Annotated in this window: 27 protein-coding genes; 22 read left to right on the top strand and 5 right to left on the bottom strand. The window is 44.5% G+C overall.

Annotation, left to right across the window (positions count from 1 at the left end):
- The first annotated feature begins 62 nt into the window (after positions 1–62).
- From BM278_RS05685 to BM278_RS05655, 7 genes are all read left to right on the top strand, one after another.
- Positions 63–578: a peroxiredoxin family protein gene (locus BM278_RS05685; RefSeq protein WP_090948407.1), complete on the top strand. Its 516-nt coding sequence runs from the start codon at positions 63–65 to the stop codon at positions 576–578.
- Between the two features lie 127 nt (positions 579–705).
- The gene (locus BM278_RS05680; protein WP_082798099.1) at positions 706–837 is read left to right on the top strand and encodes an FbpB family small basic protein; all 132 of its coding nucleotides are present in this window, start codon (positions 706–708) and stop codon (positions 835–837) included.
- A 55-nt stretch (positions 838–892) separates the two neighbouring features.
- A complete protein-coding gene (locus tag BM278_RS05675; protein WP_090948406.1) occupies positions 893–1,036 on the top strand; it encodes an acid-soluble spore protein N in 144 nt (47 codons plus the stop codon).
- 44 nt (positions 1,037–1,080) lie between these two features.
- Positions 1,081–1,314 (top strand): small acid-soluble spore protein Tlp, encoded by a 234-nt coding sequence (gene tlp / locus BM278_RS05670; protein ID WP_090948430.1) that lies wholly within the window; start codon positions 1,081–1,083, stop codon positions 1,312–1,314.
- Positions 1,315–1,431: 117 nt separating this feature from the next.
- Entirely contained in the window at positions 1,432–1,848 is a 417-nt protein-coding gene (locus tag BM278_RS05665; RefSeq protein ID WP_062755979.1) for an acyl-CoA thioesterase, read from the top strand.
- A 14-nt stretch (positions 1,849–1,862) separates the two neighbouring features.
- Positions 1,863–2,186 (top strand): hypothetical protein, encoded by a 324-nt coding sequence (locus BM278_RS05660; RefSeq protein ID WP_090948405.1) that lies wholly within the window; start codon positions 1,863–1,865, stop codon positions 2,184–2,186.
- A 20-nt stretch (positions 2,187–2,206) separates the two neighbouring features.
- Positions 2,207–2,587: a hotdog fold thioesterase gene (locus tag BM278_RS05655; RefSeq protein ID WP_208601756.1), complete on the top strand. Its 381-nt coding sequence runs from the start codon at positions 2,207–2,209 to the stop codon at positions 2,585–2,587.
- Between the two features lie 113 nt (positions 2,588–2,700).
- On the opposite strand, the gene BM278_RS05650 is transcribed toward BM278_RS05655, so the two are convergent.
- Positions 2,701–2,988 carry a HesB/YadR/YfhF family protein gene (locus BM278_RS05650; RefSeq protein WP_090948403.1) on the bottom strand — a complete coding sequence of 96 codons (288 nt, stop codon included), beginning with the start codon at positions 2,986–2,988 and terminating at the stop codon, positions 2,701–2,703.
- Positions 2,989–3,128: 140 nt separating this feature from the next.
- On the opposite strand from BM278_RS05650, the gene BM278_RS18675 reads away from it, so the two are divergent.
- From BM278_RS18675 to BM278_RS05640, 3 genes are all read left to right on the top strand, one after another.
- The gene (locus tag BM278_RS18675) at positions 3,129–3,266 is read left to right on the top strand and encodes a hypothetical protein (RefSeq protein WP_167359585.1); all 138 of its coding nucleotides are present in this window, start codon (positions 3,129–3,131) and stop codon (positions 3,264–3,266) included.
- Positions 3,267–3,380: 114 nt separating this feature from the next.
- Positions 3,381–3,521, top strand: a complete 141-nt coding sequence (locus BM278_RS18670) for a hypothetical protein (protein ID WP_167359584.1) — start codon at positions 3,381–3,383, stop codon at positions 3,519–3,521.
- Between the two features lie 18 nt (positions 3,522–3,539).
- The gene (locus tag BM278_RS05640) at positions 3,540–4,481 is read left to right on the top strand and encodes a magnesium transporter CorA family protein (protein ID WP_090948401.1); all 942 of its coding nucleotides are present in this window, start codon (positions 3,540–3,542) and stop codon (positions 4,479–4,481) included.
- A 20-nt stretch (positions 4,482–4,501) separates the two neighbouring features.
- On the opposite strand, the gene BM278_RS05635 is transcribed toward BM278_RS05640, so the two are convergent.
- A complete protein-coding gene (locus BM278_RS05635) occupies positions 4,502–5,095 on the bottom strand; it encodes a DUF502 domain-containing protein (protein WP_090948400.1) in 594 nt (197 codons plus the stop codon).
- Positions 5,096–5,275: 180 nt separating this feature from the next.
- Between BM278_RS05635 and BM278_RS05630 the strand changes: the two genes are divergently transcribed.
- The 5 genes from BM278_RS05630 to BM278_RS05610 all read left to right on the top strand — a co-directional run bounded on the left by BM278_RS05630 (position 5,276) and on the right by BM278_RS05610 (position 9,999).
- Entirely contained in the window at positions 5,276–6,715 is a 1,440-nt protein-coding gene (locus BM278_RS05630; RefSeq protein ID WP_090948399.1) for an NAD(P)/FAD-dependent oxidoreductase, read from the top strand.
- Between the two features lie 246 nt (positions 6,716–6,961).
- Positions 6,962–7,957, top strand: a complete 996-nt coding sequence (bioB, locus tag BM278_RS05625; RefSeq protein WP_090948398.1) for a biotin synthase BioB — start codon at positions 6,962–6,964, stop codon at positions 7,955–7,957.
- A gap of 112 nt (positions 7,958–8,069) precedes the next feature.
- The gene (locus BM278_RS05620) at positions 8,070–8,975 is read left to right on the top strand and encodes an NAD(P)/FAD-dependent oxidoreductase (protein ID WP_090948397.1); all 906 of its coding nucleotides are present in this window, start codon (positions 8,070–8,072) and stop codon (positions 8,973–8,975) included.
- 278 nt (positions 8,976–9,253) lie between these two features.
- A complete protein-coding gene (locus BM278_RS05615) occupies positions 9,254–9,472 on the top strand; it encodes a YozE family protein (protein WP_090948396.1) in 219 nt (72 codons plus the stop codon).
- Between the two features lie 341 nt (positions 9,473–9,813).
- Positions 9,814–9,999: a YozD family protein gene (locus BM278_RS05610; RefSeq protein WP_064551763.1), complete on the top strand. Its 186-nt coding sequence runs from the start codon at positions 9,814–9,816 to the stop codon at positions 9,997–9,999.
- Between the two features lie 18 nt (positions 10,000–10,017).
- Here BM278_RS05610 and BM278_RS05605 read toward each other — a convergent pair whose 3' ends face one another.
- A complete protein-coding gene (locus BM278_RS05605) occupies positions 10,018–11,028 on the bottom strand; it encodes a DUF2515 domain-containing protein (protein ID WP_244151102.1) in 1,011 nt (336 codons plus the stop codon).
- Between the two features lie 214 nt (positions 11,029–11,242).
- On the opposite strand from BM278_RS05605, the gene BM278_RS05600 reads away from it, so the two are divergent.
- The 4 genes from BM278_RS05600 to BM278_RS18665 all read left to right on the top strand — a co-directional run bounded on the left by BM278_RS05600 (position 11,243) and on the right by BM278_RS18665 (position 12,927).
- Positions 11,243–11,428 carry a hypothetical protein gene (locus BM278_RS05600; RefSeq protein ID WP_090948394.1) on the top strand — a complete coding sequence of 62 codons (186 nt, stop codon included), beginning with the start codon at positions 11,243–11,245 and terminating at the stop codon, positions 11,426–11,428.
- 2 nt (positions 11,429–11,430) lie between these two features.
- Positions 11,431–12,261 carry a serine/threonine protein kinase gene (locus BM278_RS05595; RefSeq protein WP_090948393.1) on the top strand — a complete coding sequence of 277 codons (831 nt, stop codon included), beginning with the start codon at positions 11,431–11,433 and terminating at the stop codon, positions 12,259–12,261.
- Between the two features lie 75 nt (positions 12,262–12,336).
- The gene (locus tag BM278_RS05590) at positions 12,337–12,654 is read left to right on the top strand and encodes a YodL domain-containing protein (protein WP_090948392.1); all 318 of its coding nucleotides are present in this window, start codon (positions 12,337–12,339) and stop codon (positions 12,652–12,654) included.
- A 114-nt stretch (positions 12,655–12,768) separates the two neighbouring features.
- Positions 12,769–12,927 (top strand): hypothetical protein, encoded by a 159-nt coding sequence (locus tag BM278_RS18665; RefSeq protein WP_167359583.1) that lies wholly within the window; start codon positions 12,769–12,771, stop codon positions 12,925–12,927.
- Positions 12,928–13,075: 148 nt separating this feature from the next.
- Here the strand turns inward: BM278_RS18665 and BM278_RS18660 are convergent, their stop codons facing one another.
- Complete coding sequence (locus tag BM278_RS18660) at positions 13,076–13,234, bottom strand: hypothetical protein (RefSeq protein WP_167359582.1); 159 nt, start codon at positions 13,232–13,234, stop codon at positions 13,076–13,078.
- Positions 13,235–13,341: 107 nt separating this feature from the next.
- On the opposite strand from BM278_RS18660, the gene BM278_RS05585 reads away from it, so the two are divergent.
- The 3 genes from BM278_RS05585 (at position 13,342) to BM278_RS05575 (ending at position 15,848) form a co-directional block, all read left to right on the top strand.
- Complete coding sequence (locus BM278_RS05585; protein WP_090948391.1) at positions 13,342–13,743, top strand: hypothetical protein; 402 nt, start codon at positions 13,342–13,344, stop codon at positions 13,741–13,743.
- 434 nt (positions 13,744–14,177) lie between these two features.
- On the top strand, positions 14,178–14,885 hold the full coding sequence (gene deoD / locus BM278_RS05580; RefSeq protein ID WP_090948390.1) for a purine-nucleoside phosphorylase: 708 nt from the start codon (positions 14,178–14,180) through the stop codon (positions 14,883–14,885).
- A gap of 150 nt (positions 14,886–15,035) precedes the next feature.
- Positions 15,036–15,848: a M15 family metallopeptidase gene (locus BM278_RS05575; RefSeq protein ID WP_090948389.1), complete on the top strand. Its 813-nt coding sequence runs from the start codon at positions 15,036–15,038 to the stop codon at positions 15,846–15,848.
- Between the two features lie 471 nt (positions 15,849–16,319).
- Here BM278_RS05575 and BM278_RS05570 read toward each other — a convergent pair whose 3' ends face one another.
- Positions 16,320–16,568, bottom strand: a complete 249-nt coding sequence (locus BM278_RS05570; protein WP_090948388.1) for a hypothetical protein — start codon at positions 16,566–16,568, stop codon at positions 16,320–16,322.
- Positions 16,569–16,770 lie beyond the last annotated feature (202 nt).

Raw genomic sequence — 16,770 nt, 5'->3', positions numbered from 1 at the left:
CCTTTTTGCTTTTTTTCTTTATGATTTTATGCTTTAATAAAAGCGGAGCGGGAGGGAAATCAATGAAAAAATTTATTGGCGTTATCTTGCTGCTTGCTATTACCGCATATGGTATTTGGAATGCGCTTGCCGCTGAAAAAGCAAAGGAAGTCGGCCTTTCTGTAGGCAACGTTGCGCCGAATTTTTCGTTGCGGACGCTCGATGGCCAAACGGTGCGTTTATCGGATTTTCGCGGAAAGCCGGTCATCGTCAACTTTTGGACGACATGGTGCCCGCCATGCAAAAAAGAAATGCCTGATATGGAAAAATTTTATAAATCCTATCATTCTGAGGTGGCATTGCTTGCTGTTCATTTAACGTCGCAGGATACTCGCGAAAATGCAAAGTCGTTCGTCAACAAATATCAATTATCGTTTCCGGTCGCGCTTGATGAAAAACAGAAAGCGCTAAAGCTGTATCATATTCAAACGATTCCGACATCGTATATCATTGACGGAAATGGGGTCATTCGCAAAAAAGTTGTCGGTCCGATGACGTACAAACAAATGGTGGAAATAACGGCGGCGCTCCGCGAATAGAAGCATCTTTCCATAGAAAGGTGCTTTTTCTTATTTTGTGCGCATTATTTTTCAAAAAGTTGTAATAATTTTTATCTATTTCGGGAATTAATGAAATTAAAATAATAATTGAGGGGAGGGTGAAAAAATGAGAAGAACCCGTAAAATGACATTTCAAGAATTAATTATGGAAAATAAACGTCAATTGCTGAATGACCGTGAAGCAATGGAGAAAATTGAAAAAAAATTAGAAGAACGAATGCTAAAAAAAGCAGAATAAGCCGTGCATAGCGATCATCCGGGCGGACAAACTAGATGGTGAGGAGGCGAAGCGCATGAGCAATCCGAAAGGAAGCCGCAAACATTTCGTTCCGAACCATCTAGGCACCCAACCTCGTGCCGCTGGAGGGAATAAAGGAAAACAAATGCAAGATCAGTCTGGTCAACATGCTCAAGTGATGCAAACAAAAGGCGAGTAATGATGAAAGAGCGTATGACCGACCATAAAGAAGGAGGAAATGTGATGGCACATCATCGCCCGAACCCGGATGATCGTAGCGACAACATCGAAAAACTGCAAGATATGGTACAAAATACAATTGAAAATATCGAAAAAGCAGAGGAAACGATGCAATTTGCTTCCCCAGAAGAACGGGAACAAATTCGCGAAAAAAATAAACGCCGCGAAGAAGCGATCGCGGCGATGCGCGCCGAAATTAAAGACGAAGCAGCAGCGCGCGAAAACGGCTATCGGTAATGTCGAAAACGGAGTGATCCTCATCGTGGGATGACTCCGTTTTTTTATAATAAAACCATAGAGTATGGTAAGATATAGTTGTTATATACGGTGAAGATGGTAACGGAGGGAGAACGAATGAAAGTCGCTGAAAAACAAATTGAAGTGCGTTATGCGGAAACCGATCAAATGGGGGTTGTTTACCACGCCAATTATCTCGTCTGGATGGAAGTCGGGCGTACGGAGCTGATCAAACAGTTGGGCTTTCATTATGCCGATATGGAGAAGGAAGGAATTATTTCTCCCGTTGTCGATCTGCAAGTTTCCTACAAAAAACCGCTTCATTATGGGGAGACGGCGACTGTCCGCACATGGATCGACGCTTATGACGGCATTCGCGTCACATATGGGTACGAGATTTTAACGCCGGACGGAGAAATCGCCGTGACGGGAAAATCGCAGCACGTTTGCGTCAAGCGCGATACGTTTCGCCCGATTGTCATTCGCAAATATTTTCCAGACTGGCATGAAGCGTATGAGCGCGCGAAAAAGTAAAGGAGATACATACGATGGCTTTCGGCATTCGCAGGCAGGAATTAATCGAATGGAAGGAGAAAGTACAAAAAGGGGAAATCGCGTTCTTAACCCACTATTGGTATGACGAACGGTTTCCGCAATATACGACGGTGACAAAAGTCGGCTGTTCAGACATCGAAAAACTTGCCGCATGGGGGGAAAAATACGGATTGCGCCGCGAATGGATCCATAAGCGCATTTGGTTTCCGCATTTTGACTTGCTTGGAGAAAAGCAAATCATGATTTTGCGGCAAGAGGGATTGGTTGATCATCTAAAGCGGTTTCGCTTAGAAAGTAAAGGGGAGGGAGAAAAGTGAATTTGGCTCATTTAAAAGAAATGGGGAAAGGAACGCTGTTAGAAGCATTAGGCATTGAGATTACAGAGCTAGGCGAAGGGCGTGTTGTAGCGACGATGCCGGTCGACCACCGCACGCATCAGCCGTTTGGAATTCTTCATGGCGGCGCTTCTGTGGCCCTAGCGGAAACGGTGGCGAGCGTCGGCGCATATGCGCTTGTCGACCAAGAAACGGAAAACGTCGTCGGTTTAGAAATAAACGCCAACCATATCCGCGCCGTCCGGAGCGGCACGGTTACCGCTACAGGCACCGTCCTTCACCGCGGCAAAACGACGATGGTATGGGATATTAAAATCGTCGATGAACAACAGCGGCTCGTCTCTGTTTCGCGTTGTACGATCGCTGTGATTAAAAAAAGCTAGCCTTTGCGAAAAAGCTAGCTTTTTTATTCTTCAGCAATCAGCAACGATGGAAAAACGGCGGGATTGAACAATTCCCGATCCGTCTTTTTCCATGGAACGCAGGCGAGAGAAGTTTATTCGATCATAAACACCGGCTCATTTGCCTGCTCATTGAAATCGATGACTAAATTATGGCCATCAAAATACCATATGTCGCGATCTTCGACAAAAAAGGTGATTCCATCGATCGTTGTTTGCGCCCCCGGTTCGATAGGCTCGTCTTTGGCGACACCGAGGGAAAATCCTTTTTGTACGGTGCTGCAGCCGCCGTAGCGCGCGAAAAAGCGGACAGCATCGCCTTTTTGTAAATGAAGTTCTTCCTTATACCAAGCGAACGCTTTTGGCGCTAAAATAATTTCCATGTTCACACCCTCCTTGTCTTTTATTATAAAGGGAGAAAGCGATCCGATGTACAAAGTTAGTGAATATCTTATGACATTTTTGACTAAATTGCGTTTCATTGGCAAAAAGTAAAGAGAGAGGCGAAAAAAGGAGGGGGAAAATGGAGAAAAAACAGCCGTTTCCGCTGAGCTACGAATCCGATGGAGTGATGGGAAACAAACAGAAAAAACGATCCAATCGCGGCAAGGCAGAACAAAATCAACGCGATTTTTTCAACACGACGCCATCGAGCGAATAAAGTAAAGTAGCCGGCAGGCTGCTTTTTCTTTGGAAAACCACTATACAAATGCGTCATTCAACGTTATTATTAATCGAGGAATATTTTTTTGCGAAAGGAGTGACGTTTTCGTATATGAGTAGTCGAAGTTCGAGTGAGCCAGAGCCGGAATATAGCGGGGGAGCGCCGTCTTCTTCTTTTTCGATCACCGAGCTACTCATCGTACGAAAACGGGCTCCGATCGAAAAAGGAGAAGCGCAAACTTCCTCGCGATGAAAAGGAGGAAGGATGCGTATGATGAAAATGTATTTATCTGATGCCAACGGAAAAATGGCAGAAATTAATGAAATTAAAAATGGCTGCTGGATTAATTTAGTGGCGCCGACGGAAGAAGAAATCCGCTATATCGCCAATCATCTTGATATTCCGATCGATTCGATCAAAGATGCGCTAGATGACGAAGAGCGGTCGCGCGTCGAAAAAGAAGACAATCACGTATTGATTATCGTCGATATTCCGATCGCCGCCAATGATGAAGTCGATGGGCCAATGTATGAAACGATTCCGATCGGCATGATCATCACCGATACGTGTTTTATTACCGTTTGCCTGCAAGAAAATCCGATTTTTGAGGAATTTTCCAACAATAAAATTAAAAACTTTTACACGTTTATGAAAACGAGATTTGCGCTGCAAATGTTATATATGATTGCGACATATTATTTGCGCTATTTAAAACAAATTAACCGGAGAACGAGCGAAATTGAAAAAGAACTGCATCAGTCGATGAAAAATAAAGAGCTGTTTTCGCTTCTCAGCATGGAAAAAAGCTTAGTATATTTCATGACATCGCTCAAAGCGAACAATATTGTGATGGAGCGCTTGTTGCGCCTAAACTACTTGCGCATGTACGAAGATGACCAGGATTTGCTTCAAGACGTCATTATCGAAAATAAGCAGGCGATTGAAATGGCGGAAGTATACAGCAGCATTTTAAGCGGGATGATGAATGCGTTCGCTTCGGTCATCTCCAATAACTTGAACATTGTCATGAAGTTTTTAACGGCGATCACGATCGTTATTTCCTTGCCGACGATGGTGGCGAGCTTTTATGGCATGAACGTGCCGATTCCGTATCAGCATTCCCCATATGCGTTTATGGTAGCGATGTTGATCGCTGCTTTGTTGTCAACAGTTACCGCGTTTATTTTTTGGAAAAAGCGATATTTTTTATGATGTGTCAAAAAGGCTGCCTTTTATTCAGGCAGCCCTTTCTTTTTAGCTGAAGCCATTCCTCCGGAAAGAACGAATTTCATCGCCTCTTCTGGTTTCATATCAATGATTTGCACTTGTTGTTTCGGAACTAAAAAAGTGATGCCCGCAACTTGGAACGTTTGCGGAATATAGACGGCGACATGATCTTTCAGCGGACTAAGCCAGTTTTCGACCTCCTCTGACGTGATAAAGCCGAGGCATTTCATTCCGGTGTTAGGTAATTCCACAAGCACTACTTTGGAAAATGACCGCTTTTCGCCGACAAATGAAGTAATCGTATCTTTTATTACTGAATAAACCGTTTTAATCAATGGGATGCTTTCTAACAGGCGATCGATCAGGCGAATCACGCGCCCGCTCACGTATTGCGTTGACAGCCAGCCAAGAACGGTAATGAGAATGATCGTGCATAATATTCCGATTCCCGGTATGTAGTCTTCTTTTAAATACGGGCGTACGTAGCGGCCAAGCAGCCCGTCCAAAAACGCAAACACTTTATAACAGACGTATACCGCCAAAATAATCGGGACGATCGTAATCACACCGTTAATAAAATTTTTCACGAAAAATTTCATCTGTTCACACCCCTTCTTTTTTGCTACTCTATCAACTTATCAATTTTATGATCGAAAAACAAGCGATTAAAAACGAACGTTTTTTATATTAAATCATAAAAAAGTTCGTATTTTATATTGACGAGACAAAAAATACTTAGTATAGTTACAAATGGAATACGGAAAATGGGGGATGGACAGATGAATAACCGTTACGATGTAATCGTCGTCGGCGCAGGGCCGGCGGGAATTTTTACGTGCTATGAACTAACGCTGAAACTTCCGGGAGCAAACGTTTTATTGATTGATAAAGGACATGATATATATAAGCGGAATTGCCCGATTCTTCAGAAAAAAATCGAGAAATGCCCGCCGCCGGCCGGCAAAAAAGATTACTCCGGCTGCGTGCCAGCATGCTCGATCACGAATGGCTTCGGCGGGGCCGGCGCCTATTCGGACGGCAAATTTAATATTACAAGCGAATTCGGCGGCTGGATGACCGATTATTTGCCGGCGTCTAAAGTGCTGGAACTCATTCGCTATGTTGACGAGATTAATCTAAAACACGGGGCGACGACATCGATTACCGATCCGATGACGGAGAAAGTGAAAGAAATTGAGCGCCGCGCTTACGCCGCTGGGCTGAAGCTGCTTCGTGCCTACGTCCGCCATTTAGGAACGGAACAAAACTTAGAAATTTTAAAAAGCATTTTTGAATATTTGCATGAGCGGATTGAGATGCGTTTTAAAACGGAAGTCGACGATATTATAACGGAAAAAACGAACGATGGGCATCGTGTGACAGGAGTAGTCCTGAAAAACGGCGAAACGCTGATGGCGGAGAAAGTCGTCATCGCACCGGGGCGCGATGGGTCGGTGTGGTTGAGCAAAATATTGCGGAAACGCCGCTTGCGCATGATCAACAACCAAGTGGATATCGGCGTGCGTGTCGAAACGTCGAACATTGTCATGGAAGAGATTAATGAACATTTGTACGAAGGAAAATTTATTTTCAACACGTCGGTTGGTACGCAAGTCCGCACGTTTTGCAGCAATCCGTCAGGACATGTCGTCGTTGAAAACCATTCCGGCATTATGCTCGCCAATGGCCACGCCTATAAAGATCCGGAACTTGGCAGCAATAACACCAACTTTGCGCTCCTTGTATCGCACAAGTTTTCCGACCCGTTTGATAAGCCAAATGAATACGCCCATGAAATTTCCCGGCTTGCCAACGCGTTATCAAACGGCGGCATCATCGTGCAAAAGTACGGCGACATTTTAAAAGGAAGACGCTCTACGGAAAAACGGATCAAAGAAGGATTTATCGAGCCGACGCTGAAAGAAGCGGTTCCCGGCGACTTAGGCCTTGTTCTCCCGTATAATACGATGAAAAGCATTATCGAAATGACGGAAGCGCTCAATCACGTCACTCCGGGAATTGCTTCCGAGCATACGCTTTTTTACGGGGTTGAAGCGAAATTTTATTCCGCCCGCCCAAAATTAAACGACCGATTTGAGACGGAAATTTCCGGCTTGTACGTCGGCGGCGACGGCGCCGGCATTACGCGCGGGCTCGCCCAAGCGAGCGCTTGCGGCGTATGGATCGCCCGCGATATTGTCAAAAAATTAACGGAATAAATGGAAGCAGTATCCATGTTAATTCATGCGCTGGTCGCCGCTTCTTCTGACCCTTGGATCAAAAAATATGAAAAAGCGTTAGTTTTTTACGCCGACCATCTTGATGAAATATGGGATTAACGGGGAATAGACGCTTATTTGCAACTTGATCATAGATTAACCGTTAACCTAAAAAATATTTTGGTTGACAATATAGCTCCTCTTCCGCTACGATAAATGTAATCATATGGAAAGGGGAGAGAAAGAATGCCAAATTGGTTAGCATTGGCCGATCGCGTTATTGCAGGGCATGAATTGACCGATGAAGAAGCGATGGCGATTTTAGACTGCCCTGATGAGGAGCTGCTTCTGCTGATGCAAGGCGCGTACAACATTCGCCGCACATATTACGGCAATAAAGTAAAGCTGAATATGATTATTAACGCGAAATCGGGGCTTTGTCCGGAAAACTGCGGATATTGCGCGCAGTCCGCCGTTTCGACGGCGCCGATCAAAACGTATAAAATGGTCGATAAAGAAACGCTCATTCGCGGAGCGGAAGAAGCGTACCGCCTGCGCATCGGCACATACTGTATTGTCGCGAGCGGACGCGGCCCGAGCGAAAAAGAAATCGATACAGTCGTTTCCGCCGTCAAAGAAATTAAAGAACGCTTCGGCTTGAAAATTTGCGCATGCCTTGGCATCTTAAAGCCGGAACAAGCGGCGCGCCTGAAAGAAGCGGGAGTCGACCGCTATAACCACAACATTAACACATCGAGAGAACATCACCCGAACATCACGACTTCCCATACATATGATGACCGCGTCAGAACGGTGGAAACGGTGAAACAAGCTGGCATTTCCCCTTGTTCCGGCGTCATTGTCGGCATGAAGGAAACAAAGCAAGATGTCATTAACATGGCGCGGAGTTTGCGCATTCTTGATGCGGATTCGATTCCTGTCAACTTTTTGAACGCGATTGATGGCACGCCGCTAGCAGGAACGAATGAACTCGATCCGCGCTATTGTTTAAAAGTATTGGCATTGTTCCGCTATATGAATCCAACAAAAGAAATTCGCATTGCCGGCGGGCGCGAAGTCAACTTGCGCTCGCTCCAGCCGCTTGGCTTATATGCGGCCAACTCCATTTTTATCGGTGACTATTTAACAACAGCTGGTCAGGAAAAATCAGAAGATTATCGGATGTTGGAGGATCTTGGCTTTGAAATTGATTTTGCTGAGGAACAACAAACGGTTTATTAACGGCTAGATTGCGCCGTCTCTATTTATGGAGGCGGCTTTTTTTTTGTAAAGTGCATGAATACGAGTCAATAACGAACAATACAAAATAAAAGCAGACGGGAGGTGATATACGATGTATGAGTGCATCATTATCGGGGGCGGCATCGCCGGATTGCAGGCGGCGATTCAGCTCGGCCGCTACCATCATCGCGTTCTTGTGATCGATGCGAACAACGGCCGTTCCACGCTTTGCCGCGCGTATCATAATTTGCTCGGCTGGCCTGACGGCGTGAGCGGAGAAACGCTGCGCGCGCTTGGCAGAAAACAAGCGGAACGATTCGGAGTGCATTTTGTCGATGATGAGGTGACGGCTGCGGAGAAAAAAGGCGAGCGATTTGTTCTGTTTGGCCAAAGCGGAAAAACGTATGAAAGCAAACGGCTGCTGTTAGCGACAGGAGTGAAAGATCGAATTCCGCCCATTCCTAATCTCATTCCATGTTTAGGAACGAGCGTTTACGTGTGTCCGGACTGCGATGGATATGAAGTAACAAACAAAAAAGTGATCATACTCGGTGCGGGAGTCGCTGGGGCGAGCATGGCAATGACGCTTTTGTATTGGACAAAGGATATTATTTACGTTAATCATGATGGCGAAGAGCTATCGGAAAAGTGGCGGAAGCAGCTGTCTGAACAAGGCATCCGTTACATTCGCGACCCGATTGAGTCTGTGCTAGTAGAGGAAGGGCCGATGTTTTGCGGCATCCGTTTGCAAAACGGTACGGAAATTTTCGGTGAGCGCGGATTTATCGCATTTGGCCATAACAAAGTCAATACAGAGCTTGCTAAACAGCTTGGCGTGGAACGGTTAGAAAATAAGCATATTCCCACTAACCCGCGGACGAAACAAACGAACGTCGCGAATATTTGGGCGGCAGGAGACATCGGCGTTCATTCAGAGCAAGTCACGATCGCCATGGGGGAAGGGGCGCAGGCGGCGATTTGGATCCATAAAAGCATTGTAAATGAACAAGGCAATTGAAACCTTATGAACTGAATGGAATTTCTTTCGCTTTCATTAGACCACGTTACGCCGATTAGAAAAGGCATAAGATAAAACATTATGCGAAATTTCCGGCTAGGTTCCTGCATGCGAAAGAGATTCTTCCATGCCTATGCGTGGTGATGAGCATGCTTTTTCATTGTAAAAAAAGGGAGCGGAAGCATTTGCATGTGGAATGTTTCAATAAGCACTTCACAAAACCGTGCAAACTCATTAAAATAACAACAAAGAAAAAAATAGAAAGAGGATGAAAGGCAATGGCGCGTTCGTTTTACCATTATTTATTAAAATTTCGCGACGGAAAAAAAGAAGACCCGTTCGTCCGGTTTGCGAATGGGGCATATTTGGATCACGGGTTTCCGAAAACGTCAACCGATTATGATGAAATTAGCCGGTACTTAGAGTTAAACGGCGATTACTTAGATAGCATGACGATATTTGACGAGCTATGGGAACAGTTTTTACAGGAGGCGTAACGTCTTCTCATCTCTTCTTTTTTGAAAACGCTAACAAAAAACGTTTTTTCTTAATAGGCAGCGTCTACTCGCTTGCGTCGAAATGTAGCATCATAAGGATACAAATGAGCGAAGCTTTGTTGTACGGAACGGTTGGCGCGATGGAGATGCGATGTAATGATAGATGCTTACAACGGTTTCTTTTGTTTTATCGGTGATGGATGAATGTTTGTCCATGATCATATTTTCTTTTTTCTACTAATGTTTGGGCAGAAAGGGAAAATTAGTACATAGATCAGCAAATTCTTTTGACATAAAACGGTGTCAGCGCACATAAAACATTACAAAGGGGGCGAGATGTGGTGAAGGAAATTGAAGTGGTCATTGATACGGAAGAAATTGCCGAATTTTTTTATCGCGAATTAATCCGCCGCGGTTTTGTGCCGACGCAGACAGAATTAGAAGAACTAGCGGATATTACGTTTGATTATTTATTGGAAAAATGCATCATTGATGAGGAACTTGACATCGGAGACAGCGACGAGTGACCACCGCTCGTCGTTTTATTATGGAATCGCTGAGGCGGCAATTTTTAGTGTTTGCATGTGATGCATATAGCTTGTCGTCATATCTTTTTCCTTTATAACAGGGATCGTTTCCATCATTTTGATAATCGTTTGATCGGTAAACCAGTCACGGCGGTCGGAAAACGGATGAGGGATGTTCGGCCACACTGCTTCCAAGCGGGGACTGTAAATGCGAAAAGGATCGGTTTTTTCAGGCGAAAATAGCTGCGGCCAAAAATCGGCGCGTGAACCGGTATGCGCCGTTTGCGACGCAAATTGGCAGGCGCGCTTTGCTAGCGGTTTTTGGAAAAACAATATGCTGTAAAGCGTTTTGCCGATATGAATGCGGTGATGGACATCGGCAAAATCGCGGACGGTGGTGCCGGCAAGGCGGATGTGGCGACCAGCCTTATACGGAATGAGCACGTTGTTAAAACCGAGCCATTGCTCGGCAATAAACGGCATTGTCTCAAGCACGCGCTCTTGAAAAAATTTATTCTCAATCACTCTTTTTTGAATGTACTGCTGTTCGTTAATGATCAACGCCACGGTGATTATCGGCGAATTTTTGGTTTCAAAAAAATATTCCCAAAACGGTTTCATAAAGGAAGAAACAGAAAAACAAGGAAGTAAATGAAATAACGGTTTTTTCATTTGTTTGCTTTGTTCATATAACAATAGCTGGGGATAAGCGTCATGAAAAATAAGCGCGTTCGCCCTCTCTAAAAATAAAAACAGCGGGTGAATCGATGCGGTGGGAAGAAGACGAGGAATGACGCTTCCCCGCAAATCGGTCATATTCCATCCGCCATTCCGGGAAACGATATGCGCTAAAAGCGCCCAATGGACTTCGGGATGACGCTCGAAAAACGCCCAATAGGCCGCTGTCCGTGTAATATTGTTGCGGTTATCCCTCGCTGTTTTTTTCCAGATTTCAGCAACGAGTTGATTTTCTTCTTCGGTAATACGGGGATGCGACAGGCGCTCCCATTGTTTCGAAAGTTGATGCAACAGCGATGGGGAAGCGATATGAATATGGTGCCGGTATAAAAAATGACGGTACAGTGACTGCAGCGGATGAACGATTCGGGATAAAAAACGATATCGGTTTATGGCGCATCCCTCCTAGCACTTATTTTGCGTGAAAGTGAAACCCACGCTTGTTTTATTTCGTATATATGAGTAAATTTTGTTTAAAAAGGAGCGATTGCGATGCTGAAAAAAAATGATCAAAGCGATTTTGAAACAAAGCATGTCGCATCATCATTACCACAAAGGCCATTACAGCAGCAGCGACCATTACCATGCGTCGAATCATTATCCGCACATCCATCCTTCCCAATACGGCCATAAGCATTATAAAAAGAAACACCATAGCGGCAGCTTCTTTTCCAGCTTTTTTGGCAACTAACGATGCGTCTACCTTATTTTTTCTCTTCGTTCGCCCGCTTATTCGAACGTCGCTATCAAAAAGGCTATCTTCTTCGGCAGCGCTATCGAATTATTGAGGAGATCGGCATGGGAAGTTATGGAATTGCTTATATGGCAAGCGATTTACAGACGGGAAGGAGTGTCGTGGTAAAGCAAGGGCGGACGAAGCGGAATGTAAGCGGCGTGGTGTTTCAGAGGGAAGCGGCCATTCTGCGCCGCCTTCAGCACCCACAAATTCCGAAATTGTATGACATGTTTGTGGAAAAAGGAATTCCACATCTTGTGATGGAGTATATCGAAGGGGAGACAGTAGAGACATTGATTTTTGACAAAGGATATACGTATACGGAGCATCAATCGTTTTGTTTGCTCCGCGATGTGCTTGAAGTGGTCGCTTGTATTCACGCCAAGGGCGTCGTGCACCGCGACTTGCGCATTCCGAACATTTTGCTTTGCGATGGCGTGGTGTTTATCATTGACTTTGGTTTGGCGCGCTTTTTTGGAGAACCAATTCCTCATCTGGAAACGTATGTGCTTGAAAAGCGGCTCCGGAGGGAAACGAACGCCAAAAGCGATTTTTATGCATTAGGGCATTTCACTTTATTTTTGTTGTATTCTTCTTATGAACCGGTGACAGAGGAAGAAAGAAGCTGGGAAGAAGAATTATCGCTTTCCGCGGAGGCTCGGCGCATATTGCGAAAAATGCTGCAAATAGACCGGCCTTATGACAATATTGCCGATTTAATCAACGATGTTGATCAGTTGATCGGACGCGATATTGGCAAGCAACGAATCCATTCGACAAAACAATAGCCATTTTGCTAAAGGAATCGACATCGCTGATCACTAATATGTTTGGATAAAAGGATGACAGAAGGAGCGATGTCGATGGTACGCTTATGGATGAAAAAAATGCTTCATATCAAGCGTGAGTATGATATCACCATATTCCAAACGCCAAGTTTTGGACAAACGAAAGGATATAGGCAAGTATACAGGCTGATAATCAGCGCGGCCAATCACCGTGAAGCATTATCGCATGTTTATCGCATGTTTAACGTACCTGATTTATTGCCAAAAGATTATCAAGCCCGTTTTATGAGTACGGGAGATATCGTCTTCATTGACGAAGGATTAAAAGGGCAAGCGTATTACAAATTATGCCCAGAAGGATGGAAACAGATTAGCCGCATTCACATTCGCTAGCAAAAAAATTCGAAATATTCCATCCAGAAATAAAAAACGATGGTATAATGGAGAAAAAAGTCGAATAGTTTACGTGAATTTCGGGTATGGATATAAAGGAAAGGAGGCGGTCACTTGGAGAAGAAAAAGCTTGATAACGGGTTCCCGACAATCGCGCCGGGAATCGATGACGATGAAGAGCTAAATGAAAAAGCGACGAAAGAAGAAATTGCCCGCGGCGATTATACGAAAGTAGTGACATTATCCTTCGATGAAGTTGATCCTTCCACATAACCCTTGTTGTCATACAAGGGTTTTCCGTCATATTTATGCTTGGCGATTGGCTGATTGCTCCTCGAAAAGGCGCAAAAAGAAAACGGCGAAAAAGCAAGTTCATTATTGGACGAAGAGGGGAAATTTTATACAAAAAATCACGGTATCGTTATGAATTGGGGTTGTCGTGGTGGCCTGGCCCATTTTTTCGTCCTCCCGCAGCGGAGTATTCTTTCGCGTGCGCGATACCCTCAGCAATTAACGCTTCTTTTGGAATATGGTTATTCTTTTTTTGACCGTTAATGCGGTTTCGGTGTTTTTTACCCATAACAGCTTCCTCCTTTGTTATTGTGTCATTGTTAGTTTGTACGGTTTCGGCAGATTCATTGGCGGAAAATTTTTGTAGTTGGATGTAAAGGGGAAGGGGAAACGGTGATGGCCGCGCTTATTGTTTCGATGTTGCTTAGCGTCGTATCCGTCGTTGTTTTGCTATTTGTCAAAGAGCAGATAGAACGAATCTTTTTTCGCTGGAAAGACATACCTTTTTTGCATGTGGTCAATGTGCTCATCGCCGGGCTGATTGTGGCGGTTTCCTATTACACGTTCAGTGATATCGATGTACAGCTGGCGAAAATAAAATGGACGAAACAGTTTTTATACGTTTATGCGGGAGCGATAGAATTAGTTCTTCCGATGTATATACTCGGTTATTGGCTTGTTCGCAAACGAAAGGAACGGGAGAAAAAATATACGCGAAGCAAAGATAAAAAGGTGCTGTATATTAATGAGAAGTATTTGGCGCGCCGCCGCGATGACTATCATTCCAAGACGTCTTAAACGGGAAAGGGAGAAAGTTTCTCCCTTAAAATTTTGTTTTTTCTTTTTTCGAAGTGGACGGTTGGTTATTGGAGCGGGATGACGGATTGGTTTTATTTGCGTATTCCACCGCTTGTTCCAATTTCTTTTTCATCAGTGATCGCCCTCCTTTCAAACGCTGCGACAGGAGTGTCATGAAATTGCTAAGATTTCGCCAGCTTGTTATTCAGTATGCCCATAACGATGATCGTTTACGCATAACGTTTTGCTAGATGATGTCCCGAAAATTGTAAACAAGAAGCTGATAAAAAGCAATTTTGTTTTCCAACGAGCGAAGTTCATTGGCGGAGAATAGTGCTTGATCTTTTACTGCCATTTCCAATGAATGTGTGATATGATAAAAAGGGCAAACATAATGCCAAAGAAATTGTTGTCGAACGAAGGAGGTATATTGCTTGAGCATCCATATCGAGGCGAAGCAACAAGAAATTGCCGAGAAAATTTTGTTGCCGGGCGATCCGCTCCGCGCTCAATATATCGCGGAAACGTTTTTAGAAGGAGCGACATGCTACAATCGCGTGCGCGGCATGCTTGGTTTTACTGGTACATACAAAGGGCACCGCATTTCCGTGCAAGGGACAGGAATGGGAGTTCCTTCGATTTCGATTTATGTCAATGAATTAATCCAAAGCTATCATGTACAGACACTCATTCGCGTTGGAACGTGCGGAGCGATTCAAAAAGATGTAAACGTTCGTGACGTTATTTTAGCGATGAGCGCATCCACGGATTCGAACATGAACCGTTTGACTTTCCGCGGACGGGATTATGCGCCGACAGCAAATTTTGATTTGTTGCGGACCGCTTATGAAGTCGGCGTCGAAAAAGGGCTTCAGCTAAAGGTCGGCAGCGTCTTTACCGCTGATATGTTTTATAATGATGAGCCGAACTGGGAGACGTGGGCCCGCTACGGCGTTTTAGCCGTTGAGATGGAAACGGCGGCATTATATACGCTGGCGGCAAAATTCGGTCGAAAAGCGCTTTCGGTGCTGACAGTAAGCGACCATATTTTAACAGGAGAAGAAACAACGGCACAAGAACGGCAGACGACGTTTAACGATATGATTGAAGTGGCGCTAGAAACGGCGATTCGCGTAGAATAATCGCGCAATGGAACGATATGAATGAAAACGCGTTGCTTTTTGTGCTAGGAGTGCTGCGATGCAATCGCATTGCGCGCAGGAAGGGAAAACTTTTTTGCACCCAAGAACGCACCGGCTTTCGCCGTGCAGAAACGTAGAAAAGGTGAAAGGATGAAACAGCTATTTCGATGGATGGCGGTTGCAACGCTTTTTTTATTTAGCGGATGCAGCCAACTAAACCATTTTTCGAGTGAAAAAACAGCGGACAAAATAGATAAAATAGATGAGCATGCGGCAACTGATAAAAATGAGCAGAGGAAACCGGCTACCGATCCGGAGCTATTGCTCGAACCGGAATATTGGAATATTGTCAAAGTGCAAAATGGCATAAAAGTCATTATGAATCCAAGCAATGTATTGGCGCTTGTGAACAAAGAACAATCGCTGCCAGCTACGTATAAGCCGGATGATTTAGTGGTTCCGCGCGTTCCGTTCTCGTTTTCCGAAACGAACGTGGATAAACGGTATATGCGCGCCGAAGCGGCAAAAGCGCTTGAAGCGTTATTCGCTGCTGCGCGTCAAGACGGCATTCAGCTTGCCGCCGTATCCGGCTATCGTTCCTATGAGCGCCAAAAAATGATATTTGCGGAAGAAGTAAAAGAAAAAGGGAAGGAAAGGGCGATTCATGCGGTCGCGCTGCCGGGGCAGAGCGAACATCAAACGGGATTGGCGATGGATATCACAAGCCCGACGGTTGGATATCAATTGACGACCGCTTTTGGAGAAACGAAAGAAGGAAAATGGGTTGCCCTCCATGCTCATGAGTACGGGTTTATTATTCGCTATCCGAAAGGGAAAGAAGCGATCACTGGATACCAATATGAACCGTGGCATCTTCGCTATGTCGGCAAAAAAGCGGCGAAAGTAATGTTCGAAAGAAACATAACGCTGGAGGAATATTTCCGCATTGTGAAAAAGATGTAATGGGAAACCACGAAAAGGAGATATAATCAAGACCAAAAACGCCTTCTTTCATGTTGCAAAACATGGAAGAAGGCGTATTTTATTGTCTAAAACAAAAATGAAATCAATTCGTTGATTATCACGTAAGCCAATTATGTAGTTTCTTGACTCATTTCCACTTCTATTTCGGAAATTCTAGGCAATGACCGAAGCTGTTTTGAGGTTAGCCAATTCAGACTAATAAAGCTATCATGAATCCATTGATAAATAAAATATTGGTTAGTCCCATGAAATCCAAAATGGATATGGTTAATAGTAAAATAAATTGGCAAATTGTTGGAAAAATAAGAAGTTTCTTTTTATCGGAACGGTCAATGATAGGTCCATCTTTTGGTGATGGACGAAAATATTTCAAAAGGATAAAGAAAAATGCAAAAAGTGGCCTTACGCTGTTGCTAGCGGGCCACTTTTTGCATCATGTAGGGGAAATTTTCACCAAAACAAAGCAATTAGCGCGATCGCGGCGATGGCGGCGAGCGCGATTCCATATCCGTATCCCCATCCCCAGCCAACAAACGCGTAGCCAAACCCGCCAAGGTTTCGCGCCCCGACTGGCGCAATATAGACGCGGGTTGGCGTGACACGTATGATCCGTCCGATATGAACATTGCCAAATTTATCATGGATACGTACGACTTTACCGCGGTAGCGGCAGCAAACATGATACCAATGCGGTGACATTTGTCCGCCTCCTTTTGTCATTGCTCATGGTAGTGTATGTGAGAGAGAGTAGCCCTGTTTGTATCAATGACTATGTTGAACAGGAAAATAGACGATAGCCGAATTTATGCCCAATGCGACGACGATGCCATGAAAACCTTCAGTGAGTATTGTCGATTCCTAATTTTTTATATGATTGAACTTGACGCAAGTTTGGTTTTAT

The organism is Parageobacillus thermantarcticus, from assembly GCF_900111865.1.
Taxonomy (GTDB): Bacteria; Bacillota; Bacilli; order Bacillales; family Anoxybacillaceae; genus Parageobacillus; species Parageobacillus thermantarcticus.
The sequence above is the reverse complement of the archived record's forward strand: the minus strand, read 5'-3'. Positions and strand labels throughout refer to the sequence as shown.